This window comes from Pseudoflavonifractor sp. An44 (assembly GCF_002161675.1).
GTDB classification, from domain to species: Bacteria; Bacillota; Clostridia; order Oscillospirales; family Oscillospiraceae; genus Enterenecus; species Enterenecus faecium.
This window is the reverse complement of the sequence record NZ_NFIH01000007.1, coordinates 78,612-104,746: the sequence shown is the minus strand read 5'-3', so window position 1 is coordinate 104,746 and position 26,135 is coordinate 78,612. Positions and strand designations below refer to the sequence as shown.

The window sequence follows — 26,135 nt, the reverse complement described above, 5'->3', positions numbered from 1 at the left end:
CAAGAGGATGGATGTCAATTTCAGTTTATTCTTCCGCCATGGCCTTGGCAGCGGCAATGGCCTTCTCCTGGGCGGCGGGCGGGCAGTCCTCATAGCGGACGAAGTGGAACACAAAGGAGCCACGGGACTGGGTCATAGCCCGCAGGTCGATGGCGTAGGTCATCATCTCGGCCATGGGCACCTCAGCGGTGATCACCTGGCTGCCGTCGTCGGTGGGGTCCATACCCATGACACGGCCACGGCGCTTGTTCAAATCGCCAATGACGTCGCCCATGTAGTTGTCGGGCACGGTGACCTTCAGCTCACCCACAGGCTCCATGAGCACGGGGGAGGCCTCGGGCAGAGCGGCCTTGTAGGCCAGCTGAGCGGCGGTCTTGAAGGCGATTTCGGAGGAGTCCACCGGGTGGTAGCTTCCGTCATACAGAGTGGCCTTCAGATTCACCACGGGGTAGCCAGCCAGCACGCCGTGGAGGCAGGCTTCCCGCAGACCCTTTTCTACGGCGGGGAAGAAGTTCTTGGGCACGGAGCCGCCGAACACCTCTTCGCAGAATTCCAGCTCTTCGTTGGGACCGGGCTCGAAGCGAATCCACACGTCACCGAACTGGCCGGAACCACCGGTCTGCTTCTTATGGCGGCCCTGCTTGGACACGCTCTTGCGAATCTTCTCGCGATAGGCCACACGGGGCTCGCTGAGCTCCACTTCCACGCCGAAGCGGCTCTTGAGCTTGCTCACCAGCACGTCCATCTGGATGTCGCCGGCGGTGGTCACCACCATCTGGTGGGTCTCGGCGTTGTTCACCACCCGGAAGGTGGGATCTTCCTCGTTGAGGCGGGCCAAACCTGCGGCGATCTTATCCTCCTGGCCACGGACCTTGGGGGCGATGGCCTTGGAGTAGTTGGGCTCGGCGAAGGGCAGGGGGTCCAGCTTCATAAACTTACGGGCGTCACACAGGGTGTCACCAGTCTTCACCTTGTCCATCTTGCCAATGGCGCCGATGTCGCCGCACATGAGCTCCTTGACCTCGGTGTTCTTCTTGCCGCTCATCACATACAGACGGCCCAGCTTTTCATTGTTGCCGGTGTTGGTGTTCACCAGAGTCATGTCGGGGGACAGGTGGTCGGAGAGCACCTTGACAAAGGAGAACTTGCCGTACTGGTCGGCCACGGTCTTAAAGACGTAGGCGGCGGGCACAGCGCCCTGGGAGACGATGAACTCGGCGGGCTCGCCCTCACGGTCGGTACCCATGGCGGGAATACCTTCCAGAGGAGTGGGGAGCAGGTCGATGATCAAGTCCAGCAGCATCATGGTGCCCAGGCCGGTGTAGGCAGAGCCGCACAGCACGGGGACGATGGAGCCGTCCTTGACGCCGGCCTTCAGGCCCTGCACCACCTCGGCGTAGGTGAAGGGCTCGCCGGAGAAGTATTTGTCCATGAATTCCTCGCTGGTCTCAGCGACAGACTCCATGAGTTTTTCGTAAATTTCCTCAATAACGGGGACCTTGTCCTCGGGGACCTCGATCTCCACACGCTTGCCGTCGTGGAGCTCGAAGGCTCTCTTGTGGAGCACGTCGGCGATGCCGGTGACACGCTTGTTCTCGTCCCAGATGGGGACCACCATGGGGGCGATGTTCTTGCCGAAGTGCTCGCGGAGGGTATCGAAGGCAGAGTTAAAATCCACATTGTCTTCGTCCATCTTAGAGATGTAGATCAACCGGGGCATCTTCCGCTCATTGAGCAGCTTCCAGGCCCGCTCGGTGCCCACAGACAGACCGCCCTTGGCTGCGCACACCAGAATACCGGCGTCGGCCACAGACAGGCACTCCACCACTTCACCGGCAAAATCGAAGTTACCGGGGGTGTCCAGCACGTTGATCTTACAACCGTTATATTCCACAGGAATCACAGAGGCGGAGATGGAGATCTGACGCTTGATTTCCTCGGGATCGTAGTCGCTGACGGTGTTGCCGTCGGAGGTCTTACCCAGACGGTCGATGACGCCGGTCGTACGCAGGAAGCTCTCCACCAGAGTGGTCTTTCCGTTACCACCGTGACCCAACAGACAGATGTTTCGAATTGCATGCGGAGAATAGCTCATGTTTGTTCCACTCCTTAATCTTTGCCATTTGCGCCATCCCTGGGGAATGGGCTTGAATGAATTATACAATGGCGTTCCATAAAATGCAATGGTAATTTGACAAAATGACGAAAACTTTTTAACACTACTGTGAAAAATAGTGCGAAGACAGTAAAGGGGAAACGGTTTACTCACGTTGGGGGAGAAGAAAAAATACAGGCTTTGCCTGGTGGCAAAACCTGTATGAGAGTGGTAAAAATTCGGTTGTCGATGGGTGGAAAATTGGGGAGAATGACGAAAGATTCCGCCTCAGGCCTGGGGCCAGACCACGGCGATGTTGCCGCTGCCGTCAGGCTGGGCGGCATCCACCTGGGTGTAGGCTACGCCGGACTGGTCCAGATGGGAGGCCAGGGCAGTGGCAGTGTCTGGGTCGGCCACACAGCACAGATATCCCCCTTCCAGGGTGGTGACGGGGAGGTCGCCCAACAGCTCCTGGCTCTCCTGAGACAGAGGGGTGGAGAGGAGCAACACCGTGTCGCCGCCGGGGACGGAAAACTCCTGGGGCTGGACGGAGAAGACGGCGGGGGCGATACCGGGATTGGAACGGGCGGCCATCGGAGAAGCATTCTCCTGGCTTTGGTGGAAGGAGGAATAGCCCAGAGCCACCACCAGGGCCAGACAGGCGGCCAGAGCGCCGCAGGCCTTTCCCGCTCGGGGGAAGCGGAGAACCGGGGCAGTCTGCTGGGGCAGGCCCTCCAGAATCTGCTGGTGCAGCTGGGGGGGCACATCCGGGGTCAGGCGGTGCAGGTCCCCGCTGAGCTGGGACAGCTCCCCATATAGTTGGGCGCAGGAAGGGCAGGTGTTCAGATGCTCTTCCAGCTGGGCGTGTTGGGCAGGAGTCAGCTCGCCGTCCAAGTCGGCGCTGATCCACTCCAGATAGGTCTCATGTTCCATGCCCTTCACCGTCCTTTCGTGGGCAAATTTCATCTCTTCGTTTCGTTAGACGCATCTCAGGGGGAAAAGTTCCCGCTTTGACGCAAATAATTTGCCAGAGCCAGCCGGGCCCGGGCCAGCCGGGACTTCACCGTCCCGGCGGACAGGCCCAGAATGGCCCCAATCTCCTGATAGGACAGGCCGTTTATTTCCCGCAGCACCAGGATGCGGCGGTGCTCTTGGGACAGCTGCTGAAGCCCCTGCTCCAGGGCAGTCATCCTCTCTCCCCGCTCCAGGTGCTCCTGAGGGGAGGGGCCGGGGTGGGGCAGCTGTTGGGCCAGAGAGAGGCTCTCCTCATCGTCCAAAGAGGCATCTCCCCGCCGCTTTTTCTCCCGGCGCAGCAGGTCCAGACAGGCGTTGTCGGTGAGGCGGTAGAGCCAGGTGGAAAAGCTGCTCTCCCTGCGGAAGGTGGGCAGGGCCCGCCATGCCTTCCAAAAGACCTCCTGGGTCACGTCGGCGGCGTCCTCCCGGTTGCCCACCAGGCGCAGGGCCTGGTGGTAGACCACCGTCTCATATCGCTCCACCAGGTGGGCGAAGGCCTGGGTATCTCCCTGGGCGGCCTGGCTGATCCATTCCTGTTCTTCCACATTCCTCACCTCCTGCGTGGAAGTCTTTTACTCCATCAGCACAGGTCCCGGCGAATACCTGCCGTGACCTTGTAAAAATCCTCTGCCGTGGACATGGAGCAGATCTGCTCCTTCCAGTACCCGGCGTAGGGCACCCCTTTCAGGTACCAGGCGTAGTGGCGGCGCATCTCCAGGCAGGCGATGCGCTCCCCCTTGTGGGCCATGGCCAGCTCAAATTGGCGCACGGCCACGTCACAGCGCTGGGCCAGGGGGGGCGTCTCCGGCACTTCCCGGCCCTCCACGGCGGCGGCGCACTGCTCCAGCAGCCAGGGGTTTCCAAAGCAGCCCCGGCCAATCATCACCATGTCCGCCCCGGTGTAGGACAGGGCCCGCACGGCGTCCTTGGCGGAAAAAATGTCCCCGTTGGCCACCACCGGGATGGATACGGCCTGTTTGACCTCCCGGATATAGTCCCAGTTGGCGGTGCCGGAGTACATCTGGGTGCGGGTGCGGCCATGGACGGCCACAGCGGCTACCCCCACATCCTCCATGCGCCGGGCAAACTCCACACAGTTGATGGAGCCCTTGTCCCAGCCCAGGCGGAACTTGACGGTGACCGGCTTTCCATCGGCCCCCCGTACCACGGCGGCGGCCACTCGGGCGGCTTTCTCCGGGTCCTTCATGAGGGCGGAGCCATCCCCGGACCCGGCGATTTTGGGCACGGGACAGCCCATGTTGATGTCGATGATATCCGCCCCGGACTGCTCCAGAGCCAGGGCAGCGCCCTTTTCCATGGCGGCCTCGTCGCTGCCGAAAATCTGGACCCCGCAGGGGTGCTCCCCCTCGCCCAGGGTGAGGAGGGAGGCGGTTTTTTTATCTCCATAGCACAGGGCCTTGGCGCTGACCATCTCGGTGACGGTGTAACAGCCGGACAGCTCCCGGCACACCGTGCGGAAGGCCACGTCGGTGACCCCCGCCATGGGAGCCAACACGATTTTGGTGTTCAGTTCAACATTGCCTATTTTCACAAAGCGTTCTCCTTTGCTCATCAATGCCACCCATCATACCACAGATTGCACCACCGGGCAAGACAGGTTACGACCTCCTTCTTGACAATTGGGGGCTATAATGGCCCAAACTGGACGAATGCGAGGGATTCACTATGACGGGGAAAGAAGGAGCACTGGGCCGGGTTTGGTCGAAGGGGCGGCGGGAGATGCCGCTGAAGGCACGACTGGGAGAGTGCGCCATTGCGTTTTTGCTCACCGCTACCCTCACCGGGGCGGAATTTTTGGAGGGACATGCCTTCTTCGCTCTGGCCCTAGTGGCGGTGTGGGGGCCGGGATGGGAGGGGGTGTGTGCCCTGCTGGGCGCCTCCCTGGGCTACCTGTGCTTTTTGGGCTTTGTGGGCGGACTGCGGTACATAGCCGCCTCCATGATGGTGTACGCCGTGGCCCTGGCCATGGGGGAGTTCCGCCTCTACCGGAAGAGCTGGTTTATGCCCCTGATGGCCGCCCTTCTCAATGGGGCGGTGGGGTTTGTCTACCAGTCCCCGATAGGGTGGGACCGAGCCACCGCTGCCTCCTATCTGGCCGAGCTGGCCCTCACGGCGGTGGTGGTGTACTGCTACCGCCAGGCCATGACGGTGCGCACCCAGAGCCACAGCGGACCCTGGACCCCGGCCCAGACGGCAGGGGTGCTGGTACTGGGGGGCACGGTGATGATGACCTTGGCCCGGGTGATGCTGGGCGGGGTGGTGTCCCTGGGCCGGGTGCTGTGCGTGCTGGCGGTGATGACCGCTGCTTGGAAGGGGGGCGTTGGGGTAGGCGCCGCCGCCGGTGTGGTGGCGGGGGTGGCTATGGACGCTGCCCAGGGCACCTTGCCCTACGGCACCCTCCTCTTCGCCCTGCCCGGCCTGCTGGCCGGGGCCTGTTGGGAGCGGGGGCGGCTGGTGTGCGCCCTGGTGTATGTCTTGACAGGAGGAGTGTCCCTGGTGTGGATGGAGCCGGGGGACAACCTCCAGGCGGTGGGGCTGGAGATTGTGCTGGGCGCGGTGCTGTTCCTCCTCCAGCCGGAGGCCCTGGTCAACCGCCTGGGAGCGGTCCTCCGCCGGGAAGAGGGGGAGGACATGGGGCAGCTGGGCCGGGAACTGGCCGCCCAGCAGCTGCGCCGCACCGCCACCGCCTTCCGGGCGGTGACCGGGGGTCTGCGGGAGGCGTTCACCCCGGTGGTCCCCAACGACCAAGACACCAGCCGGGTGTTTGACCGGGCTGCCGAAGAGGTGTGCGTCCGCTGCCGCCAGCGGGAGCGGTGCTGGCAGCAGGAGTACCAGGCCACCCGCACCGCCCTGTCCGACGCCATGACCCCCATGCTGGAGCGGGGAGAGGGGATACGGGAGGACTTTCCCCTCCATTTTGCCGGGCGGTGCACCCAATTTGACGCCTTTTTAGGCGCAGCCAACCGGGAGCTGCGCAGCTTGCTGGCCCGGCGGCGGTATGACAGCCGGGTGCGGGAGAGCCGTGCGGCGGTGTGTGCCCAGTATGGGCAGCTGGCCCAGGTGTTGGACCGGGCGGCTGGGCGGCTGGACCAGCATCCCCCGGTGGACGCCCGCCGTCAACGGCTCATGGCCCAGCGCATGAAGGCCCTGGGCATCCGGGGCAAGTGCTCGGTGACCCAGGACCCCAACGGCCACGTGCACATCCAGCTGGAGGGCCCGGAGGTGGAGCGGTTGGTGCAGGGGGGCGAGCTGGAAAAGCTGTCCACCCTGTTGGGGTGCCCTCTGCGCCAAGACACCGCTGCCCCCAGGGGCCAGGTGGTGCTGGTGCAGCAGGAGCCCCTGGTGGCGGTGGCGGGTCTGGCGGCGGCCGACCGCAAGGGCCAGTCGGTGAGCGGAGACTGCGGGGCCTGGTTTAAGGACGAGGCCGGGCGGCTGAACTTCCTGCTCTGCGACGGCATGGGCAGCGGCCCCGCCGCCCGGGAGGACAGCAACTGCGCCTTGGGACTGCTGGAAAAATTCCTCCGGGCAGGGCTGGAGGTGGAGGCCGCTCTGGCCACCGTGGGGGAGGCACTGGCCCTGCGGGGCGAAGACCAGGGGGGCTTTACCACGGTGGACCTCTTTCAGCTGGACCTGTTTTCCGGCCGTAGCGCCGTGTATAAGTTGGGAGCTGCACCCACCTATTTCCGCAAGCCCGGCGGGGTGGAGCGGGTGGTGGGACGGTCCATGCCCGCAGGGGTGGCCCCCGGCATGAAGGCGGATTCCTTCCCCCAACAGCTGGGGGCGGGAGACTGGGTGGTGCTGGTCAGCGACGGGGTGGTGAGCCCCCGGGAGGACGGCTGGCTGCGCCGCCTGTTGGCAGACTATGAGGGCACCTCACCCCAGGAGCTGGCCGCCCGCATCCTCCAGGAGAGCGGACAGCGGGAGGGCGAGGAGGACGACCGGACTGTGATGGTCATTCGTTTGGACGTGCGTCCTCGGGAAGAGGGGTGACCGGGTCCAGGGCCTGACCCAGCAGGTTGGCGCACTCCTCCAGCTGTTCCAGGGGCAGCCCCGCATAGCCCACCACCACAGTGGAGGGGGGCGGGGAGACCTGGTGGCAGTAGCGGCTGAGGGGAGAGACCCGGATGCCGCTGCAGGCGGCCCGCTGGACCATCTCTCCCTCCGTGAGGTGGGGGGCGGTGAGGAGAAAGTGCAGCCCTGCTCCCTGACCGGACAGGGACAGGTGGGGGAAGCGGCCCAGGGCCTGGGTGAGGATGGAGCATTTGCGGCGGTAGCGGTTGCCGGACCGGCGCAGATGGCGGCTGTACAGCCCCTGGACCAGGAACTGGCGCAGGGTCTCTTGCTCAAACCGGGAGACAGTGCAGGCGCTCTGGGGGAACACCTGGCGGTATCGGGCCAGCAGCTCCGGGGGCAAGATGAGGTAGGCCACACGGATGGCGGGGGCGATGGACCGGGAGAAGGTGCCCAGGTAGATGACCCGGCCCCCGGCGTCCAGCCCCTGGAGAGCGGGGATGGGCCGGGAGGCGTAGCGGAACTCACTGTCGTAGTCGTCCTCCAGCACATACCGCCCCTCCCTCTGAGCGGCCCAGCGCAGCAGGCGGCTGCGCCGCTCCACCGGCATGGTCACCCCCAGAGGGAACTGGTGGGAGGGGGTGACGTAGGCCAGCACTGCCTCGGACTGCTCCAACTCCTTGGGACACATCCCCGAGGCGTCCACCGGGATGGAGATGGGGCGGTGTCCGTGCCGCTCCACCGCCTGCCAGGCGGTGGGGTAGCCGGGGTCCTCCAGGGCCACGGCGCTGCCCTGGGGAAAGAGCTGGAGGAGGAGGGAGAGCAGGTAGTCGGTCCCCGCCCCCACCACGATCTGTTCCGGGGAGCAGCGTACGCCACGGTATTGGGCCAGCAGTCCCGCCAGGGCCACCCGCAGCGGTTCGTCCCCCTGAGGGTGCCCCGGCTGGAGCAGGCCGGGGTTTTGGTACACCGAATCCTTGTTGATGCGGGCCCAGGAGGAGAAGGGAAACACCGAGGTGTCCACCGCCGAGGTGGAGCAGTCATACCGCCACTGGGAGGGGGGCTCTGGAGGAGCGGGCAGGTCGGGGACAGACTGCACCGGCACGTCGTGGAGCTGGGCGGCCACATAGCCGCTGCGGGGCAAACTCTTCACGTACCCCTCTGCCAGAAGGAGAGAGTAGGCCCCCTCCACGGTGCTCATGCTCACCCCCAGCAGGGCGCACAGCCGCCGCTTGGAGGGCAGCTTCTTTCCAGGCCCCGGGCGGCCCTGTTGAATTTCCCGGGCCAGGTGCTGGTACAGCTGCAAATACAGGGGATGACCCGGGGCAAAGACGGGCATGTGAATGGGATATTCCATAGGCACCTCCAAACTGACCTGATAAAAAAGATAAAAACTGGCCATTTTCATGATGTCAGATGGGAGTATAATACCACTCAATAACAGCCGCCGTCAACGTGGGCGGCGGGAGAGGAGTGGAAGATTATGCGTCAAGAACACAAAAAGCTGCTGCGGCTGGTGATCACCGCCCTGCTGGTGGCGTTGGTGTTTTGCGGAAGTAAGATTGAAGTGGTGTTGCCTCTGAGCGTGGGGGGCTATTCCCGGTTCCATTTGGGCAACATCATGTGCGCCCTCAGTGGCATCCTGCTGGGACCCTGGTGGGGCGGGCTGGCAGCCGGCCTGGGCTCAGCCCTGTATGACTGCACCAATGTGCTCTACATCACCGAGGCCCCCATCACCTTTGTCACCAAGGGCTTGTACGGAGTGATTGCCGGAGCAGTGTTTGTGGCGGTGTTCCGCCGCAAGGCCACCTATCCCGCCATGGCGGTGTCCACCGTGTGCGCGGCGGTGAGCTATATCATCATCTATCTGGCCAAGACCTTTTTCTACAACTCCATGCTGCTGGAGGGCATGAGCGCCTCTGCGGCGTGGGTGGCCACGGTGCTCAAGGTGCCCTCCTCCCTGTTCAACGGCGGTGTGGCCATCGTGCTGGCTCCTCTGCTGGCCTTTGCCGTGCTGCGGGCGCTGCGCATGGCCCGCCTGGACGATGCGCTGAACCCATCAGAAAAGTAAAACGCACAAAGCCGCCGGGGTGTGGACCCCGGCGGCTTTGTGCGTTGTTTGAAAGAGAAAAGAGAGAGAGGGAGGATGTTCAATGAAAGCATATTCACTTCTTCCTGACACGTACATCATAGCAGACCCCCATGGGGGAGTGATGGATAAAATACGAATCTTTTATGAAGGAACTGTGAATGTGCATGTGCGAGAAGCGTCTGCGCCTTTTCGCACAAAGGAAAGCCCCCTCCGGCTGGGCGACCGGAGGGGGTTTGCTTGAAAAGAGAAAAGAGAGAGGGAGGATTTTGAAAATGTCTGGTGTCTTTCTTCCTGACACCATGATAGTACCAGACTTGGCGGGGAAAGTGTTGTCCAAATTGAAACGAAATTATGAAAAAATCATGAATAGCTGGAATTATCTCCGACGGCCCTTATAGCCGCCCCCACGGCGGGGACCGGTGTAACCATACCGACGCCGACCGCCCCGGCGCATGGGCCGGATGAAGATCAGGTACACCACCAGAGCCAGGATGAGCACCACGGCCAGGATGACCAGCAGTTTCACCCACCACAGGGCCCAGGTGTCCGAGATGACCTTCATGGTGTACTGGAAATCCGAGCGGGCCACATCATCGGTGGCCACCATGTCCAGGGAACCGTAGTTGATGCCGTTGTAGACCAGGGAGACGCTGCCTACCACCTGGCCCTTTTGGATGGGGGCCTCCAGACTTTCGGGCAAGTCCATTTTCAGCTCTGCCTTGGCGGGGTCGTACTCCGGCACGGTGGCCTCAATGGAGCCCACGGGCTGGACCAACACGTGGCCGGTGTCCCCAGACAGGGTGACGGGGACCTCACGGATGACGTTCTCTGAGGTCTCACTGAGCAGCGTGGTGCGGGTGAAGTTGTCAAAGGCCCACTCCAGCAGGCGAGAGCTCTCGCTGAAGGAGTAGAAGTGCCAGTTGCCCGACTCGTCCTGGGCGTATTCCGAGCCCAGCACCACGCAGTAGAAGGTGCGGCCCTGCTCGTCGGTGGCGGCGGAGGCCAGACAGCGGCCTGCCTCTTCGGTGTACCCGGTCTTGATGCCGATGGCCTTGGAGTAGGTCACGCCGGACACATACCAGTTGCTAATCAGGGCGTTGGTGCTGTGGAGAATCCGGGGCTCCGAGACCTTGTTGGTGGGCTCCAGGGTGTAGGTGGGGGTGGAGACGATTTCGCGGAAAATCTCGTACTCCATAGCGGCGGAAGCCATGAGGTAGATGTCATAGGCGGTGGTATAGTGGTCGGGGTCGTGGAGACCGTGGGGGTTGGCAAAGTGGGTGCCTGTCATGCCCAGGTCTTCCGCAGTCTCATTCATGCGCTCCACAAAGGCCTCTTCCGAGCCGCACAGGGCTTCGGCCAGAATGTTACAGGCCTCATTGCCCGACGGCACCAGATCGCAGTACAGCAGCTGCTCGATGGTGAGCACTTCGCCCTCCACAATGCCGGCGGTGGAGCTGCCCTCGGGCAGGGTCACCGCCTCTTTGGAGGCTGTTACCTGGGTCTCCAGGGTGAGCTCTCCGGCGTCAATGGCCCGGAGGACCACCAGGGTGGTCATGATCTTGGTGACCGAGGCGGGGTAGCGTTTTTCGTAGGCGTTGTAGTCATACAAGACCTCGTTGTTGTCCCCGTCCACCACAATGGCGGCGGTGCAGTGGGGCTGCGGGTCGTCCAGAGCAAAGGCGGCGGGCAGACACAGAGAAAGGGTGAGAACAAGAGCTGTGGCCAGAGCCGCAGCGCGACGAATGTATTTTTTCATAGGATTCTCCAATCATCTATGTTATAATGTGGGGGCAGACGACGGGCTAAGCCCTGCTGCAGCAGAAATACTATAGCAGAAATCGGACGAAAACGCAACCAAAGCCACGGGAAAAAAGAGGAGGTTCCGGCATGAAGTACATAGGCCGTATCCTTTGCCTGGTGCTGTGCGGGATGCTCCTGGCCACGGTGTCCGTTTGGCTCATGCGACAGGGGCGCATCGAGACCTTGGAGCTGCGCCCAGGCCCCCAGTCCGGGGTGGAATTTGCCGGACTGGACCGGGGAAAAGTGAACATCAACCTGGCCACCCGGGAGCAGCTGGAGGAGTTGCCCGGCATCGGTCCAGCGCTGGCCACAGCCATTGTGCGCTACCGGGATATCCACGGCCCCTTTGAGTACCCGGAGCACCTCATTGAGGTGCCGGGCATCAGCGAGAAGATGATGGAGACCCTGTTGGATTTGATTGCGGTGTAATAGAGGGAGGGGATGACATGCCCAAGATACTGGTGGTGGACGACGAGCGTCTGCTGGTGAAGGGTATTAAATTTAACTTGGAAAATGAAGGATATGAGGTGGAGACGGGTAGCGACGGGGAAGAGGCGGTGGAGCTGGCCCGGACCGGACGGTTTGACCTGATTATTTTGGATTTGATGATGCCCAAAATCGACGGCTTGCAGGCGTGCATGAAGATTCGGGAGTTCTCCAATGTGCCCATCATCATGCTCACCGCCAAGGGCGAGGATGCGGACAAAATTATGGGCTTTGAGTGCGGCGCCGACGACTACATCACCAAGCCTTTTAACATTCTGGAGGTAAAGGCCCGGATTCGGGCCCTGCTGCGCCGGGCTGGCACCTCTACCCAGCAGAAAAAGCACACCAATTGTCTGGTCCACGGGGCTATCACCCTGGATTTGGACCAGCGGGTGGCCCGTCGGGACGGACATCCGGTGGAGCTCACCGCCAAGGAGTTTGACCTCATGGAGCTGCTCATGCGCAATCCTGGCCGGGTATACAGCCGGGAAAACCTGCTGAATGTGGTGTGGGGCTACGAGTACGTGGGAGAGTTTCGCACCGTGGACGTGCACATCCGCCGTCTGCGGGAGAAGCTGGAGCCCGACCCCGCCAACCCCACCCACATCCTCACCAAGTGGGGCGTGGGCTACTATCTGAGCAGTGAGTGCCCATGAGACAGGTGTTCAAGCAGTGGCGGCAGCGGGCCCGCCGGGAGAATCGGGAGGTCAAGGCGGGAGAGGTCCCCTTTTTCCACAGCCTACAGGGCAAGTATGTGGCCACCTATCTGCTGTTGGTGGTGGCCATTGTGCTGGTGCTCAACACCTACCCTTTGATTATGGCCCAGAACATGGTGTTTTCAGCCAAGGAGGCCTCGCTGAAGCGGCAGGCCCTGGCCATCGGCAGCGCCCTGGCGGTGTCAGAGGTGCTCACCGAGGACGGCGTGGCCCAGGCCATGGAGCTGCTGGACGACATGCAGGGTACCCGGGTGCTGGTGACCAACGAGTCCGGCCTCATCCTCTATGACAGCTCCACCCTGGAAAAGCGCACCGGAGACTATGCCATCACCGCCGAGGTGGTCAAGGCCCTGCGGGGGGAGGACGTGTGCCGGTCTGAGTATCGGCAGGGGGCGTTCCGCACCCGTGTGGCCGTCCCCACGGTGTACCGTGGTGTCACCCTGGGGGCGGTGTACCTCTATGAATACGACACGGAGCAGGCGGAGGTGCTGCTGTCCATTCAGTCCACCCTGCGGTACATCTCTGTGGTGATCTGTGTGGTGGCCCTGGTGGCCGCCCTCATTCTATCCAAAGCCCTCACCCGCAATACCTCCCGGCTGCTGGGTGGTATCCGCTCGGTGCGGGAGGGCGAGTACAACCACCGCATCGAGGTCAAGGGCAAGGACGAGATGGCTCAGCTGGCCATGGAGTTCAACGAGCTCACCGACCGATTGCAGACCATTGAGGAGGTGCGGCGGCGGTTTGTCTCCGACGCCTCCCACGAGCTGAAAACCCCCTTGGCCTCCATTCGTCTGCTGGCCGACTCCATTTTGCAAAACAGCTCGGTGGACATGGAGACGGTGCGGGAGTTCGTCTCCGACATCGGGGAGGAGGCCGACCGCCTCACCCGCATCAGCCAGCGCCTGCTGGCCCTCAGCCGCCTGGACGCCCGACTCCAGCGGGAGCGGGTGCCGGTGGACGTGGGCCAGGTGGTGGAAAAGGTGGGGCACATGCTGCTGCCCCTGGCCCATTCTGCCCAGGTGGAGCTGCGGTATCAGCTCCAGCCCCACTGTATGGTGCTGGCCACCCAGGACGACCTGTACCAGGTGGCCTTTAATCTGATGGAAAACGCTGTGAAGTACAATCAGCCTGGGGGCTCGGTCACCGTGGAGGTGGCCCGGGAGGAATACTGGATTACCCTGACGGTGCAGGATACCGGAGTGGGCATCCCGGAGGAGGACCTGCTGCGGGTGTTCGACCGCTTCTACCGGGTGGACAAGGCCCGGTCCAGAGAGGCGGGGGGCACTGGTCTGGGGCTGTCCATCGCCCGGGACACCGCCCGCCTCCACGGCGGCGATATCATGGCCCAGCGGGGCCCGGACGGGGTGGGAGCCCGGTTCACCGCCCGATTCCCCCGCATTGTAGAGGAAGGGGGAGAGGAGCTATGAGAGGGCGCAGAGTATGGGCGCTGACCCTGGGTTCGGCGCTGCTGGCCTCCCTGATGGGGTGCGGTGGCCACCAGAGCCAGAGCGGCCTCAGCCTGTGGTACACCGCCGATTTGGACCACTGGGACAATGCCACCACCGCCCTGGAGTCCGTCCCGTACACCGGGGAACAGACGGTGCCCGCCCTCATGGAGGCCCTGCTGGAGGGGCCAGGGGAGGATAGCAAGCTGGTCTCTCCCTTCCCCCAGGGCACCGATTTGCAGCAGTGGCAGCAGGATGGGAAGCGGGTGACCGTGGACCTGTCCTGGCCCTATGGGGACCTGGTGGGCATTGAGCTGACCATGGCCGACTACTGCATCACCCTCACCCTCACCCAGCTGGAGGGGGTGGAGGAGGTGTGCATCACTGCCAACGGCAGCCAGCTGCCCTACCGGGACCGACAGGTCTTCACCGCGGAAGATGTGATGTTTACCGGGGCGGAGGAGGAGCCGGTGGAAGTGACCGCCGCCCTCCACTTCAAGAGGAAGGACAGCCAGGAGCTGGGCTTTGAGTTCCGAGTGTTCCGCCTCATTGAGAGCGACTCGGTGGCCCAGGTGGTGGTGGAAGCCCTCATTGCCGGGCCCCAGGACGAGGGACTGGAGCGGATTCTGCCCGCTGACCTCAAGGTGCTCTCCGCCCGCCAGGAGGGCAGGGTGTGCTATGTGGACCTGTCCGGGGTGTTTTTGGAACAGGTTCCCCAGGAGGAGTGGCAGCAGCAGCTGGTCCTTGACTCCCTGGTCAACACCCTGTGCAGCCTGGAAAATGTGGAGCAGGTCCAGATTTTGGTGGAGGGGCAGCCGCTGGAGTGGTACGGCGATATTTTGGTCACTCAGCCCACCCCGTCCAGCCAGCCCTCCCCAGACCCCAGTTGAGTTGACAGGGTTACTTCACTATGCTAAAATAACAAAGATTACCCTACCGTTTAGAAAGGAAGCGTTCCCATGAAATTTGATACCAGCTGTCTCCACGCCGGATATCGGCCCGGAAACGGAGAACCCCGCAACATTCCCATCATCCAGTCCACCACGTTCCGTTATGAGACCAGCGAGGACATGGGAAAGCTGTTTGATCTGCAGGCCTCCGGGTACTTCTACACCCGGCTGCAAAACCCCACCAGCGACGCCGTGGCCGCCCGCCTGTGTGAGCTGGAGGGAGGCTCTGCTGCCATGCTCCTGTCCTCTGGCCAGGCTGCCTCCTTCTTCTCCGTGTTCAACATCGCCTCCGCTGGCGACCACGTGGTGTCCTCTGCCACCATCTACGGCGGTACCTATAACCTGTTTGCAGTGACCATGAAGCGCATGGGCATCGACTTCACCTTCGTGGACCCCGACTGCTCCGAGGAGGAGCTCCAGGCCGCCTTCCGCCCCAACACCAAGGCCGTGTTCGGCGAGACCATCGCCAACCCCTCTCTGGTGGTGCTGGACATTGAGAAGTTCGCCCGGGTGGCCCACAAAAACGGGGTGCCCCTCATTGTGGACAACACCTTCGCCACCCCCGCCAACTGCCACCCCTTTGAGTTTGGCGCTGACATTGTCACCCACTCCACCACCAAGTACCTGGACGGCCACGCCAACGCCGTGGGCGGTGCCATTGTGGACTCGGGCAACTTCAACTGGGAGGCCCACGCCGACAAGTTCCCCGGCCTCACCACCCCCGATGAGAGCTACCACGGGCTGGTGTACACCCAGGCCTTCGGCCAGGGCGGCGCTTACATCACCAAGTGCGTGGTGCAGCTGATGCGGGACCTGGGCGCCACCCCCGCCCCCATGAACTCCTACCTGCTGGGCATGGGCATGGAGACCCTGCCTCTGCGCATGGCCAAGCACTGCGCCAATGCCCAGGGCATTGCCGAGTACCTGTCCAACCACGAGAAGGTGGAGTGGGTGCGCTATGTGGGCCTGCCCGGCGACCCCTACTATGCACTGGGCCAGAAGTACCTGCCCCACGGCAGCTGCGGCGTAGTGTCCTTTGGCGTCAAGGGCGGACGGGCTGCGGCCGAGAAGTTTATGGCCGGGCTGAAGCTGTGCTCCATCGCTACCCATGTGGCAGATGCTAAAACCTGCGTGCTCCACCCTGCTTCCTCCACCCATCGTCAGATGAGCGACGAGGAGCTGGTGGCCGCTGGAGTGTCCCCCGACCTGATCCGGCTGTCCGTGGGCATTGAGGATCTGGACGACCTCATCGCCGACGTGGAGCAGGCTCTGGCGGGCGTATAACGAGAGAAAGGAACGTGATTCCCATGGCAGAAAAGATTCAAGCAGTGGTTTTGGCAGCGGGTAAGGGCACCCGGCTGCAAACCGAGGGCATCGACCTGCCCAAGGTGCTGCGGGAGGCGGATGGAAAGCCTCTGCTGCACTACGTGTTGAAGTCTCTGAACTTCCTCCCCAAGGAGGACACCATTCTGGTGGTGGGCTGGATGGGGGATAAGGTGCGCGCCCGGTTTCCCGACTATCCCAGCGTGGAGCAGGAGGTGCTCAACGGCACCGGCGGCGCGGTGCGCTACGCCGCTCCGCTGCTCACCGACCCGGACAGCCACGTGCTCATCTGCTGTGGGGACACCCCTCTGATGCGCCGTGAGACCTTTGAGAGCCTCATCCGCACCCATCTGGAAAGCGGCTGCGCCTGCACCATGCTCTCCGCCCACCTGGAGGAGGGCGGCAACTATGGCCGTATCCTGCGCAACCCCGACGGTACCTTTGCCGCCATTGTGGAGGCCAAGGATTGTACCCCCGAGCAAGCCGCCATCACCGAGGTGAACGTGGCCACCTATGTCTTCCGGGTGGGAGATCTGCTGGCCTGGCTGGACAAGCTCACCACCGACAACGCCCAGGGCGAGTACTACCTCACCGACGTGCCCGCCCTCATCGCTCAGGCTGGGGGCAAGGTGGCTCTGTGTGATACCTGCTCTCCTCTGGAGATGCTGGGCGTCAACACCGTGGAGCAGCTGCAGCAGGTGGAAGACGTGCTGCGCAAGGGCTGGTAAATGTTATTTCGAGAAAATGCTTGCATTTTCTCGAAGGGGATGCAGCCCGCTGCATGCATAATTGGGTCAAAGGACGACCCAATTCCACACTGGCGGGCTCCAGAAGTGTATTTTCCCATGCGCATGTCCTGGGAAAATACGAGATTTCAATTGATTTTCCCGCCTGCGGGCGGGAAAACTCTGCCGAGGGCTTTTGTCCGTTGATATGGACGTTGGCTTTCTTGAGAGTTTGCAACAGACGCCGTCATCACAGGACGGCGTCTGTTTTTCTATCCTCACAGAAAGTCCTATAAACGGGACTTTGTTTGTGGTATACTATTCCAAAAAAGGAGGGAAGACTATGCCAAAGGGGACCAATCAGAAGCGAAAATTGATGGTTTTGGCCCGCTTTTTGCAAAAGCACAGCGACGAGGAGCACCCTCTCACCCTGGGCCAGCTCCAGGAGGAGCTGGAGCGGTGGAACGCCCCCGCCGAGCGCAAGAGCATCTACGACGACATGGAGCAGCTGCGGCAGCTGGGGCTGGACGTGCAGACCCGGCGAGGAGTGGGCGGCGGCTGGTTCATTGGACAGCGGGACTTTGAACTGGCGGAGCTGAAGCTGTTGGTGGATGCGGTGCAGTCCAGCCGCTTTCTCACCCAGAAAAAGAGCAGCGCCCTCATTGGCAAGCTGGAGTCTTTGGCCTCCGTCCACCAGGCCCGGCAGCTCCAGCGCCAGGTGTATGTGGACCGGCGCATCAAGACCATGAACGAGAGCATTTTCTACAATGTGGACCGCCTCCACGGGGCCATCGGGGCCAATCGGGTGATCTCCTTTCACTATTTTGAGATGAATATGAACAAGGAACGGGTATTCCGCCGGGGCGGGGCGGAGTATCAGGTGACCCCCTATGGCCTCATCTGGGACAATGAGAACTACTATCTGGCTGGATGGGACCACGACCGGGAGGAGGTGCGCCACTACCGGGTGGACAAGATGACGGACATCACCCTCACCGACCAGCGGGGCCGGGACCGGGGCAGCTGGGACCTGGAGGGGTACACCCGCCGCCACTTCGGCATGTATGCCGGACGGCCCTGCCAGCTGCGGCTGCGGTGTGCGGCGCTCCTGGCTGGAGTGTTTTTGGATCGATTTGGACAGGATATCATGCTGGTGCCCCAGGATGAGGAGCATTTTACCGTCACGCTGGACCTGGTGGTGAGCCCGCCCTTCTGGGGCTGGTTGTTCGGGCTGGGGGCGCAGGTGGAGGTGCTCTCGCCCGCCTGGGCGGTGGAGGAGTTCCGGCAGCGCCTGGACCAGGTGCGGGCCGTCTACGACACGGCAAAAACCCAGGAGGCATAAGCCCAAAAATTCGGAGGGTTTGACAGGGGAAATAACCGGGAACCTCTTGAGAAAACCAGACTAGAATGGTATAATATAGCGATTAATGCCTAAAGCAGAGAAAGGATGCATGAATATGAACTACCGCGAGGAATTCATTCACTTTATGGTGCGCTCTGGCGTGTTGACCTTTGGCGATTTCGTCACCAAGTCTGGCCGTAAGACCCCCTATTTCGTCAACACCGGCAACTACAAGACCGGCGCTCAGGCCGCCCGACTGGGCGACTACTATGCCGCCTGCATTCAGGAGCACATGCCCGAGGGTATCACCGCCCTCTTTGGCCCCGCCTATAAGGGCATTCCTCTGGCGGTCACCGCTGCCGCCTCTCTGTACCGCAACTATGACCGGGACCTGCCCTACTGCTTCAACCGCAAGGAGGCCAAGGACCACGGTGAGGGCGGCTCCATGGTGGGCTACAAGCCCCAGGACGGGGACCACATCGCCATCATCGAGGACGTGGTCACCGCCGGTACCGCCGTGCGGGAGTCCATCGAGCTGTTCAAGCATGTGGCCGATGTGCACATCGACGCCCTGTTCGTCTCCGTGGACCGTATGGAGCGGGGTACCCGGGAGTGCACCACCCTGGACGAGCTGCGGGAGGACTACGGCATTCAGGTCTACCCCATCGTCACCATCCGGGACGTGATGGAGTGCCTGCACAACAAGCCTGTGGACGGCAAGGTGTACATTGACGACGCCATGCTGGAGCGCATGGAGGAGTACCTGGCCACCTACGGGGCCAAGGGCTAATGGGCGTGGCGGACTCCAGTTCCAAAAAGAAACCCGGCGGCGTGCACCAAGGGCACCGTCAACGGGTGAAACAGGAATTCATGGCCCGTGGTCTGGCAGGGATGCCAGACCATCGGGCCTTGGAGTTGTTACTCTTTTTCTCCATCCCCCAGGGGGATGTGAACCCGCTGGCCCATGAACTGGTGGAACAGTTCGGCTCTCTGGCCGGGGTGTTCAACGCCACCCGGGAGCAGCTGCTGGCGGTGAAGGGGATAGGGGAGAATACTGCCACCCTCATCCACCTCATGCCTGCCCTGGCGGGGCGATATTTGGAGGAGCGCTCCAGCTTTGAGGGGCAGCTCACCGACAGCTGGCACTTCAAAGAGTTACTGATGCCCCTGTTTTTCGGGGCCCGCAACGAGATGGTGTACGTGGTGTGTATGGACGGGAAACAGAAGCTCATCTCCTGCCGCAAGCTGGGGGAGGGCGTGCCCGACCAGGTGGAGGTCACCGGGCGACAGGTGGTGGAGGCGGCGCTGGCCTGCGGAGCCACCCGGGTGGCCCTGGCCCACAACCACGTCTCGGGCATTGCCATGTGCTCGGCCCAGGACGTGCACACCACCAAGTACCTGGCCCAGCTGCTGCGGCAGGTGGGCGTATGCCTGGTGGACCATTTTGTCATCGCCGAGGACGAGATGGTGTCCATGCGAGAATCTGGCTATTTGACCGTTTGAGTGTGAAAGGGAAGAGGTGGAAGGATGAATCGGTTTGAAGTGGTATCGGAATACACCCCCAGCGGGGACCAGCCCCAGGCCATAGCGGCCCTGGCCCAGGGCATTGAAAACGGCCTGGATGAGCAGACCCTGCTGGGTGTCACCGGTTCGGGCAAGACCTTCACCATGGCCAAGGTCATCGAGGCGGTGCAGCGACCCACCCTGGTGCTGGCCCACAATAAGATTCTGGCCGCCCAGCTGTGCGCCGAGTTCAAGGAGTTCTTCCCCAACAACGCCGTGGAGTACTTTGTCTCCTACTACGACTACTACCAGCCGGAGGCCTACATTCCCCACACCGACACCTTCATTGAGAAGGACTCGGCCATCAACGAGGAGATTGACCGCCTGCGCCTGTCCGCCACTGCCTCCCTGTTGGAGCGGCGGGACGTCATCGTGGTGTCCTCCGTGTCCTGCATCTACGGCCTGGGCGAGCCGGAGGACTTTGCCAGCATGATGGTCTCCCTGCGGGTGGGAATGGAGATTCCCATCCCGGAGCTTTTGAAGCGACTGGTGTCCATCCGATACGAGCGCAACGACATCGCCTTTGAGCGCAACATGTTCCGGGTTCGAGGGGACACGGTGGAGATCTGGCCTGCCTACTGGAAGGACACCGCCCTGCGGGTGGAGTTCTTCGGGGACGAGATCGACCGCATCAGTGAGGTCAACGCCCTGACCGGGTCGGTGATTCGGCGGCTGAACAACATCCCCGTGTGGCCCGCCACCCACTACGTCACCCCCAAGGAGAAGATGGACGCTGCCATCCAGGAGATCTATAAGGAACTGGAGGAGCGGGTGGCCCAGTTTGAGGCGGAGGGCAAGCTCATCGAGGCCCAGCGCATCAAACAGCGCACCATGTACGACATTGAGATGATGCAGGAGATTGGGTACTGCTCGGGCATTGAGAACTACTCCCGGGTCATTGAGGGCCGCCCGGTGGGCTCCCCGCCCCACACCCTGCTGGACTATTTTCCCAAAGATTTTGTGCTCTTCATTGACGAGAGCCACGTGACCCTGCCCCAGGTGCGGGCCATGTACAACGGCGACCGGGCTCGGAAGACCTCCCTGGTGGACTACGGCTTCCGGCTGCCCTGCGCTTACGACAACCGCCCTTTGAAGTTTGACGAGTTTGAAAAGCGTCTCAACCAAGTGGTGTACGTTTCCGCCACCCCTGGCGAGTACGAGCGCACCCGGTCCGGGCAGGTGGTGGAGCAGGTCATCCGGCCCACGGGCCTCTTAGACCCCCTGGTGGAAGTGCGGCCCATCGAGGGACAGATGGACGACCTCATCGGAGAGATCAACCAGCGCACCCAGAAGAGCGAGCGGGTGCTGGTGACCACTCTGACCAAGAAAATGGCGGAGACCCTCACCGACTACCTGAAAGGGGCGGGCATCCGGGTGCGGTATATGCACCACGACATCGACACCCTGGAGCGCACCGAGATCATCCGGGACCTGCGCCTGGGCGAGTTCGACGTGCTGGTGGGCATCAACCTGCTGCGAGAGGGCCTGGACCTGCCCGAGGTGTCCCTGGTAGCCATTTTGGATGCGGACAAGGAGGGCTTCCTGCGCTCCGAAACTGCTCTCATCCAGACCATTGGCCGTGCCGCCCGAAATGCCCAGGGCCAGGTGATCATGTACGCCGATACGGTGACCCCCTCCATGGCTCGGGCCATTGCAGAGACGGAGCGCCGCCGCTCCATCCAGGACGCCTACAATCAGGCCCACGGCATTGTGCCCAAGACGGTGCACAAGTCGGTGCGGGAACTGATGACGGTGGCCCAGGAGGGCGAGGAGACCGCCAAGCGCTCCCGCAAGCTGACCGACAGCGAGCGCAAGGCCACCATCGCCCGCCTGGAAAAGGAAATGAAAGAAGCGGCCCGTATGCTGGAGTTCGAGCTGGCGGCTCAGCTGCGTGATCAGATCATTCGTCTCAAAGAGAAAGACTCATAAGCCGCTTCTTTCTAGCCCGCAAAGCGGGCCGCGCCGAGTGGCGCGTACAAGTGTTTTGCAGTGCAAAACCTTGGCGCAAAGGCGGATTCACTTCGCCTGCGCATAAAAATGAATGGGGCCCCCGGACGGCTGGCCGTCTGGGGAGATAGCGGCCAAGATGCTGGAGTTCGAGTTGGCCGCTCAGCTGCGTGATCAGATCATTCGTCTCAAAGAGAAGGATTGATATATACCATGGCAAAGAAAAAAGAAGAAAAAACCAACGTCATGCGGGTCCTGGAACAGAAAAAGGTGCCCTATCAGGGCCACACCTATCCCCACGACGGGGAGACCGCTCCGGATGGGGTGAGTGTGGCGCGGAGTTTAGGCCAGGACCCTGCCTGCGTGTTTAAAACCCTGGTGACCCGTGGGGCCTCCGGGGGATATTATGTGTTTGACATCCCGGTGGCCGCCACCTTGGACTTGAAGAAGGCGGCAAAGGCGGTGGGGGAGAAGTCGGTGGCTATGCTGCCCAGCCGTGAACTGCTGCCCCTCACCGGATACGTCCACGGCGGCTGTTCTCCGGTGGGGATGAAAAAGCAGTTCCCCACTGTGTTCCATCAAAGCTGTCTGGACCAGGACACCATCTACGTGTCTGCCGGGAAGATTGGCTTTCAAGTGGAGGTGGCGCCCCAGGCTATTCTGGACCTGGTGCGAGCCACCACGGCCGACGTGATTGTGGAAGAATAGAGGAGTACAACTATGAACATGGTAACCTTAGGTAACACCGGACTGAAGGTATCCGCCATCTCCTTTGGAGGCATCCCCATCCAGCGCTCCGACGCCTCCAATACCCTGGCAGTGGTGGACGAGCTGGAGAAGTTCGGCATCAATTTCATCGACACCGCCCGGGGCTACACGGTATCTGAGGAATATCTGGGTGCTGCCTTGAAGGGCCGCCGGGACAGGTTCATCCTGGCCACCAAGTCTATGTCCCGCAGCCGTGCGGCTATGGAGAAGGACATTGGCATCAGCCTGGGAAACCTTCAGACCGACTATATCGACCTGTACCAGATTCACAACCTGCCCTTGAAGGACTTTGACCAGGTCTTTGGCCCTGACGGGGCCTATGAGGCCCTGGCCCAGGCCAAGGCAGAGGGGAAAATCCGCCACATTGGAGCCACCGCCCACTCCCTGGAAGCCCTGCGCCTGCTGGTGGGGGAGCACGCCCACCAGATTGAGACGGTGATGTTCCCCTACAACATCGTGGAGATGCAGGGCCACGAGGTGCTGGCCCTGGCCCGGGAAAAGGGCATGGGCACCATCGCCATGAAGCCCATGGCGGGGGGCAACCTGGACGACTGGAACTTGGCTCTGCGCTTCATTGCCGCCTCTGGGGTCATGGACGTGTCCATTCCCGGTATGGGCAGCGTGGAGGAAGTACAGCGCAACGCCCAGGTGGACTTGACCGCCCCCTTGACCCAGGAGGAGCTGGAGGAATGCCAGCGCATCCGGGCCGAGCTGGGCACCCACTTCTGCCGCCGCTGCGGCTACTGCGCTCCCTGTACGGTGGGCATTAACATTCCCTCCCAGTTCCTCATGGCCAACTACGCCCGGCGGTATGGCCTGGTGGACTGGGCCGTGGAGCGGTACATGGCTCTGGACCACCACGCCGGGGAGTGCGTGGGGTGTGGGGCCTGTGAGACCCGTTGCCCCTACGAGCTGCCCATCCGGGAAATGCTCCGTGACGTGGCAAAGGAATTTGGCTGCTGAACCCAGCCCAACACTTGAAGGAGATCCAATATGATCGACCGTATTCTCATTAAGGGCGCCCGAGAAAACAACTTGAAAAACATTGATGTGGAGATTCCCCGGGACAAGCTGGTGGTGCTTACGGGTCTGTCCGGCTCGGGCAAATCCTCCCTGGCCTTTGAGACCCTGTACGCCGAGGGCCAGCGCCGCTATGTGGAGTCCCTGTCCTCCTACGCCCGCATGTTCCTGGGCCAGATGGAGAAGCCGGATGTGGACTACATCGAGGGCCTGTCTCCCGCCATCTCCATCGACCAGAAGACCACCTCCAAAAATCCCCGGTCCACCGTGGGCACGGTGACGGAGATTTATGACTATCTGCGTCTGCTGTGGGCCCGGGTGGGCACCCCCCACTGCCCCAAGTGCGGCAAGGAGATTCACCAGCAGACCATTGACCAGATCATCGACCAGGTGATGGCCCTGCCCATGGGCACTCGGCTCCAGGTGCTGGCCCCCGTCATCCGGGGCAAGAAGGGCGAACACGCCAAGGTGCTGGAGGACGCCCGCCGTTCCGGCTACGTCCGGGTGCGGGTGGATGGTGCCCTCTACGACCTGTCCGAAGAGATCAAGCTGGAGAAGAACAAAAAGCACAACATTGAGATCGTGGTGGACCGCCTGGTCATCCGGGAGGACATCACCCGCCGCCTCACTGACTCGGTGGAGACGGCAGCGGGGCTGTCCGGCGGCGTGGTGCTGATCAACCTGGTGCAGGAGGACGAGGACCTGGTGTTCTCCCAGAACTACGCCTGTGAGGACTGCGGCATCTCCATTGAGGAGCTCACCCCCCGCATGTTCTCCTTCAACAACCCCTTCGGCGCCTGCCCCACCTGTACCGGCCTGGGGGCTCAGCTGAAGGTGGACCCGGACCTCATCATCCCCAACCGCAGTCTGTCCATTCTGGAGGGGGCCATCTCCGCCTCCGGATGGAACAACATCAAGTCGGACGGCATTTCCCGGATGTACTTTGAGGCCCTGGCCGCCAAATACCACTTCAACCTCACCGACCCCATTGAAAAGCTCACCCCCGAGGTGCTCGACATCATTCTGTACGGCACCAAGGGAGAAAAGCTCACCATTCACTACGACCAGCCCCGGGGCAAGGGAGTTCTGTACCAGCCCTTTGAGGGCATCATCAACAACCTGGAACGCCGCTATAAGGAGACCCAGTCGGACGCCATGAAGCGGGAGATCGAGGAGTGCATGAGCGAGTCCCCCTGTCCCGACTGCCACGGAAAGCGGCTGCGCCCCGAGTCTCTGGCGGTGACAGTGGGCGGCATCTCCATCCACCAGTTCTGTGAGATGCCGGTGGACGAGGCCCTGGCCTTCCTGGACACCATCACCCTCACCGAGACCCAGATGATGATTGCCGACCGCATTTTGCGGGAGATTCGGGAGCGGCTGGGCTTTTTGAAGAGCGTGGGACTGCAATACCTGACCCTGAGCCGTCAGGCGGGCACCCTGTCCGGCGGTGAGAGCCAGCGCATCCGTCTGGCCACCCAGATCGGCTCCTCCCTCATGGGGGTGCTGTATATTCTGGACGAGCCCTCCATCGGCCTGCACCAGCGGGATAACGACCTGCTGCTGGGCACCTTGAAGCACCTGCGGGACCTGGGCAACACCCTCATTGTGGTGGAGCACGACGAGGACACCATGCGGGCCGCCGATTATATCATCGACATTGGCCCTGGAGCGGGCGTCCACGGCGGCCAGGTGGTGGCTTGCGGCACCGCCGAAGAGGTGATGAACACCCCTGGCTCCATCACGGGCGACTATCTGTCCGGCCGGAAGAAAGTGCCCATTCCCGAACACCGCCGGGAGGGCAACGGCAAGGTGCTGCGGGTGCTGGGCGCTGCCGAGCACAACCTGCGCCACATCAACGTGGACTTCCCCCTGGGCACCTTCATTGCGGTCACCGGCGTGTCCGGCTCCGGCAAGTCCTCTCTGGTCAACGAGATTTTGTACAAGCGGCTGGGAGCGGAGCTCAACCGCACCAAGGCCCGGCCGGGCAAGCACGACGGCATCGAGGGCATTGAGTTTTTGGATAAGGTCATTGACATTGACCAGTCCCCCATTGGCCGCACCCCTCGCTCCAACCCCGCCACCTATACCGGATTGTTTGGAGATATCCGGGACCTGTTCGCCTCTACCCCCGACGCCAAGAGCCGGGGCTATGGGCCCGGCCGCTTCTCCTTCAACGTCCGGGGCGGCCGATGCGAGGCCTGTGCTGGCGATGGCTTGTTGAAGATTGAGATGCACTTTTTGCCCGACATCTATGTGCCCTGTGAGGTGTGTAAGGGCAAGCGGTACAACCGGGAGACCCTGGAGGTGCGCTACAAGGGCAAGAACATCCACGAGGTGCTGGAGATGACGGTGGAGGAGGCCCTGGGCTTCTTTGAGAACCTGCCCCGGCTGAAAAACAAGCTCCAGACCCTCATGGACGTGGGGCTGGGCTATGTGAAGTTGGGCCAGCCCTCCACCACCCTGTCCGGCGGTGAGGCCCAGCGGGTGAAGCTGGCCACGGAGCTGGCCAAGCGGTCCACCGGGTCCACCATCTATATCCTGGACGAGCCCACCACCGGCCTGCACACCGCCGACGTGCACCAGTTGGTGGAGGTGCTCCAGCGGCTGGTGGAGGCGGGCAACACCGTGGTGGTCATCGAGCACAATCTGGATGTCATCAAGACCGCCGACTACCTCATCGACCTGGGCCCCGAAGGGGGCGCCGGGGGCGGCACGGTGGTGTGCTGCGGCACCCCCGAACAGGTGGCCCAGTGCCCGGAGAGCTACACGGGCCGCTACCTGAAAAAGATTTTGGAAGAAAACAAAGGAGAATAAGAG

Annotated in this window: 22 protein-coding genes; 16 read left to right on the top strand and 6 right to left on the bottom strand. The window is 62.3% G+C overall.

Features of this window, described 5'->3' with window-relative positions; all coding sequences use genetic code 11:
* Positions 1 to 25: 25 nt before the first annotated feature.
* The 4 genes from B5F98_RS05080 to dusB form a co-directional block, all read right to left on the bottom strand.
* Entirely contained in the window at positions 26 to 2,095 is a 2,070-nt protein-coding gene (locus tag B5F98_RS05080) for an elongation factor G (protein WP_087370049.1), read from the bottom strand.
* 288 nt (positions 2,096 to 2,383) lie between these two features.
* A complete protein-coding gene (locus B5F98_RS05075) occupies positions 2,384 to 3,061 on the bottom strand; it encodes a zf-HC2 domain-containing protein (protein WP_087370048.1) in 678 nt (225 codons plus the stop codon).
* Between the two features lie 23 nt (positions 3,062 to 3,084).
* A complete protein-coding gene (locus B5F98_RS05070) occupies positions 3,085 to 3,654 on the bottom strand; it encodes a sigma-70 family RNA polymerase sigma factor (protein ID WP_242961602.1) in 570 nt (189 codons plus the stop codon).
* A gap of 35 nt (positions 3,655 to 3,689) precedes the next feature.
* The gene (gene dusB / locus B5F98_RS05065) at positions 3,690 to 4,661 is read right to left on the bottom strand and encodes a tRNA dihydrouridine synthase DusB (RefSeq protein ID WP_275532882.1); all 972 of its coding nucleotides are present in this window, start codon (positions 4,659 to 4,661) and stop codon (positions 3,690 to 3,692) included.
* Between the two features lie 134 nt (positions 4,662 to 4,795).
* Between dusB and B5F98_RS05060 the strand changes: the two genes are divergently transcribed.
* Positions 4,796 to 7,120 carry a SpoIIE family protein phosphatase gene (locus B5F98_RS05060; protein ID WP_087370043.1) on the top strand — a complete coding sequence of 775 codons (2,325 nt, stop codon included), beginning with the start codon at positions 4,796 to 4,798 and terminating at the stop codon, positions 7,118 to 7,120.
* On the opposite strand, the gene B5F98_RS05055 is transcribed toward B5F98_RS05060, so the two are convergent.
* A complete protein-coding gene (locus tag B5F98_RS05055; protein ID WP_158099788.1) occupies positions 7,083 to 8,498 on the bottom strand; it encodes a PLP-dependent aminotransferase family protein in 1,416 nt (471 codons plus the stop codon). The two genes, B5F98_RS05060 and B5F98_RS05055, sit on opposite strands and share 38 nt — an antisense overlap.
* A 126-nt stretch (positions 8,499 to 8,624) precedes the next feature.
* Between B5F98_RS05055 and B5F98_RS05050 the strand changes: the two genes are divergently transcribed.
* Positions 8,625 to 9,212 carry an ECF transporter S component gene (locus tag B5F98_RS05050; protein WP_087370039.1) on the top strand — a complete coding sequence of 196 codons (588 nt, stop codon included), beginning with the start codon at positions 8,625 to 8,627 and terminating at the stop codon, positions 9,210 to 9,212.
* A gap of 397 nt (positions 9,213 to 9,609) precedes the next feature.
* Here the strand turns inward: B5F98_RS05050 and B5F98_RS05040 are convergent, their stop codons facing one another.
* Positions 9,610 to 10,989: a D-alanyl-D-alanine carboxypeptidase family protein gene (locus B5F98_RS05040; RefSeq protein ID WP_087370035.1), complete on the bottom strand. Its 1,380-nt coding sequence runs from the start codon at positions 10,987 to 10,989 to the stop codon at positions 9,610 to 9,612.
* A 131-nt stretch (positions 10,990 to 11,120) separates the two neighbouring features.
* Between B5F98_RS05040 and B5F98_RS05035 the strand changes: the two genes are divergently transcribed.
* The 14 genes from B5F98_RS05035 to uvrA all read left to right on the top strand — a co-directional run bounded on the left by B5F98_RS05035 (position 11,121) and on the right by uvrA (position 26,132).
* Positions 11,121 to 11,462 (top strand): helix-hairpin-helix domain-containing protein, encoded by a 342-nt coding sequence (locus B5F98_RS05035; protein ID WP_087370033.1) that lies wholly within the window; start codon positions 11,121 to 11,123, stop codon positions 11,460 to 11,462.
* A gap of 17 nt (positions 11,463 to 11,479) precedes the next feature.
* Positions 11,480 to 12,175, top strand: coding sequence for a response regulator transcription factor (locus B5F98_RS05030; protein WP_087230990.1), 696 nt, complete (start codon positions 11,480 to 11,482; stop codon positions 12,173 to 12,175).
* Entirely contained in the window at positions 12,172 to 13,662 is a 1,491-nt protein-coding gene (locus tag B5F98_RS05025; protein WP_087230987.1) for a HAMP domain-containing sensor histidine kinase, read from the top strand. The genes B5F98_RS05030 and B5F98_RS05025 overlap by 4 nt, the downstream gene beginning before the upstream one ends.
* Positions 13,659 to 14,570 carry a GerMN domain-containing protein gene (locus B5F98_RS05020; RefSeq protein ID WP_087370031.1) on the top strand — a complete coding sequence of 304 codons (912 nt, stop codon included), beginning with the start codon at positions 13,659 to 13,661 and terminating at the stop codon, positions 14,568 to 14,570. The genes B5F98_RS05025 and B5F98_RS05020 overlap by 4 nt, the downstream gene beginning before the upstream one ends.
* Before the next feature lie 69 nt (positions 14,571 to 14,639).
* Positions 14,640 to 15,914 (top strand): O-acetylhomoserine aminocarboxypropyltransferase/cysteine synthase family protein, encoded by a 1,275-nt coding sequence (locus B5F98_RS05015; protein ID WP_087370029.1) that lies wholly within the window; start codon positions 14,640 to 14,642, stop codon positions 15,912 to 15,914.
* Between the two features lie 23 nt (positions 15,915 to 15,937).
* Positions 15,938 to 16,681 (top strand): NTP transferase domain-containing protein, encoded by a 744-nt coding sequence (locus tag B5F98_RS05010; protein WP_087370027.1) that lies wholly within the window; start codon positions 15,938 to 15,940, stop codon positions 16,679 to 16,681.
* A gap of 340 nt (positions 16,682 to 17,021) precedes the next feature.
* Positions 17,022 to 18,020 carry a WYL domain-containing protein gene (locus B5F98_RS05005; protein ID WP_087370025.1) on the top strand — a complete coding sequence of 333 codons (999 nt, stop codon included), beginning with the start codon at positions 17,022 to 17,024 and terminating at the stop codon, positions 18,018 to 18,020.
* Between the two features lie 115 nt (positions 18,021 to 18,135).
* Positions 18,136 to 18,810: an orotate phosphoribosyltransferase gene (gene pyrE / locus B5F98_RS05000; RefSeq protein WP_087370023.1), complete on the top strand. Its 675-nt coding sequence runs from the start codon at positions 18,136 to 18,138 to the stop codon at positions 18,808 to 18,810.
* A gap of 65 nt (positions 18,811 to 18,875) precedes the next feature.
* On the top strand, positions 18,876 to 19,523 hold the full coding sequence (locus B5F98_RS04995; protein ID WP_242955059.1) for a JAB domain-containing protein: 648 nt from the start codon (positions 18,876 to 18,878) through the stop codon (positions 19,521 to 19,523).
* A gap of 24 nt (positions 19,524 to 19,547) precedes the next feature.
* On the top strand, positions 19,548 to 21,512 hold the full coding sequence (gene uvrB / locus B5F98_RS04990) for an excinuclease ABC subunit UvrB (RefSeq protein WP_087370019.1): 1,965 nt from the start codon (positions 19,548 to 19,550) through the stop codon (positions 21,510 to 21,512).
* Positions 21,513 to 21,624: 112 nt separating this feature from the next.
* A complete protein-coding gene (locus tag B5F98_RS04985) occupies positions 21,625 to 21,735 on the top strand; it encodes a UvrB/UvrC motif-containing protein (protein WP_087370017.1) in 111 nt (36 codons plus the stop codon).
* Between the two features lie 8 nt (positions 21,736 to 21,743).
* Entirely contained in the window at positions 21,744 to 22,238 is a 495-nt protein-coding gene (ybaK, locus tag B5F98_RS04980) for a Cys-tRNA(Pro) deacylase (protein ID WP_087230963.1), read from the top strand.
* Between the two features lie 12 nt (positions 22,239 to 22,250).
* Positions 22,251 to 23,261, top strand: coding sequence for an aldo/keto reductase (locus tag B5F98_RS04975; RefSeq protein WP_087370015.1), 1,011 nt, complete (start codon positions 22,251 to 22,253; stop codon positions 23,259 to 23,261).
* Between the two features lie 30 nt (positions 23,262 to 23,291).
* Complete coding sequence (uvrA, locus tag B5F98_RS04970; protein WP_087370013.1) at positions 23,292 to 26,132, top strand: excinuclease ABC subunit UvrA; 2,841 nt, start codon at positions 23,292 to 23,294, stop codon at positions 26,130 to 26,132.
* The last annotated feature ends 3 nt before the right edge of the window (positions 26,133 to 26,135 follow it).

Bases quoted from the DNA above. Each gene is read 5' to 3' on its own strand.
- B5F98_RS05020 (WP_087370031.1), top strand. From the start codon at position 13,659: ATGAGAGGGCGCAGAGTATGGGCGCTGACCCTGGGTTCGGCGCTGCTG.
- ybaK (WP_087230963.1), top strand. From the start codon at position 21,744: ATGGCAAAGAAAAAAGAAGAAAAAACCAACGTCATGCGGGTCCTGGAA.
- B5F98_RS05025 (WP_087230987.1), top strand. From the start codon at position 12,172: ATGAGACAGGTGTTCAAGCAGTGGCGGCAGCGGGCCCGCCGGGAGAAT.
- B5F98_RS05030 (WP_087230990.1), top strand. From the start codon at position 11,480: ATGCCCAAGATACTGGTGGTGGACGACGAGCGTCTGCTGGTGAAGGGT.
- B5F98_RS05035 (WP_087370033.1), top strand. From the start codon at position 11,121: ATGAAGTACATAGGCCGTATCCTTTGCCTGGTGCTGTGCGGGATGCTC.
- B5F98_RS05005 (WP_087370025.1), top strand. From the start codon at position 17,022: ATGCCAAAGGGGACCAATCAGAAGCGAAAATTGATGGTTTTGGCCCGC.
- B5F98_RS05015 (WP_087370029.1), top strand. From the start codon at position 14,640: ATGAAATTTGATACCAGCTGTCTCCACGCCGGATATCGGCCCGGAAAC.
- B5F98_RS05060 (WP_087370043.1), top strand. From the start codon at position 4,796: ATGACGGGGAAAGAAGGAGCACTGGGCCGGGTTTGGTCGAAGGGGCGG.
- B5F98_RS04985 (WP_087370017.1), top strand. From the start codon at position 21,625: ATGGGGCCCCCGGACGGCTGGCCGTCTGGGGAGATAGCGGCCAAGATG.
- B5F98_RS05040 (WP_087370035.1), bottom strand. From the start codon at position 10,989: ATGAAAAAATACATTCGTCGCGCTGCGGCTCTGGCCACAGCTCTTGTT.
- B5F98_RS05010 (WP_087370027.1), top strand. From the start codon at position 15,938: ATGGCAGAAAAGATTCAAGCAGTGGTTTTGGCAGCGGGTAAGGGCACC.
- uvrB (WP_087370019.1), top strand. From the start codon at position 19,548: ATGAATCGGTTTGAAGTGGTATCGGAATACACCCCCAGCGGGGACCAG.
- B5F98_RS05080 (WP_087370049.1), bottom strand. From the start codon at position 2,095: ATGAGCTATTCTCCGCATGCAATTCGAAACATCTGTCTGTTGGGTCAC.
- B5F98_RS05075 (WP_087370048.1), bottom strand. From the start codon at position 3,061: ATGAAATTTGCCCACGAAAGGACGGTGAAGGGCATGGAACATGAGACC.
- B5F98_RS05050 (WP_087370039.1), top strand. From the start codon at position 8,625: ATGCGTCAAGAACACAAAAAGCTGCTGCGGCTGGTGATCACCGCCCTG.
- B5F98_RS04975 (WP_087370015.1), top strand. From the start codon at position 22,251: ATGAACATGGTAACCTTAGGTAACACCGGACTGAAGGTATCCGCCATC.
- pyrE (WP_087370023.1), top strand. From the start codon at position 18,136: ATGAACTACCGCGAGGAATTCATTCACTTTATGGTGCGCTCTGGCGTG.
- uvrA (WP_087370013.1), top strand. From the start codon at position 23,292: ATGATCGACCGTATTCTCATTAAGGGCGCCCGAGAAAACAACTTGAAA.
- B5F98_RS05055 (WP_158099788.1), bottom strand. From the start codon at position 8,498: ATGGAATATCCCATTCACATGCCCGTCTTTGCCCCGGGTCATCCCCTG.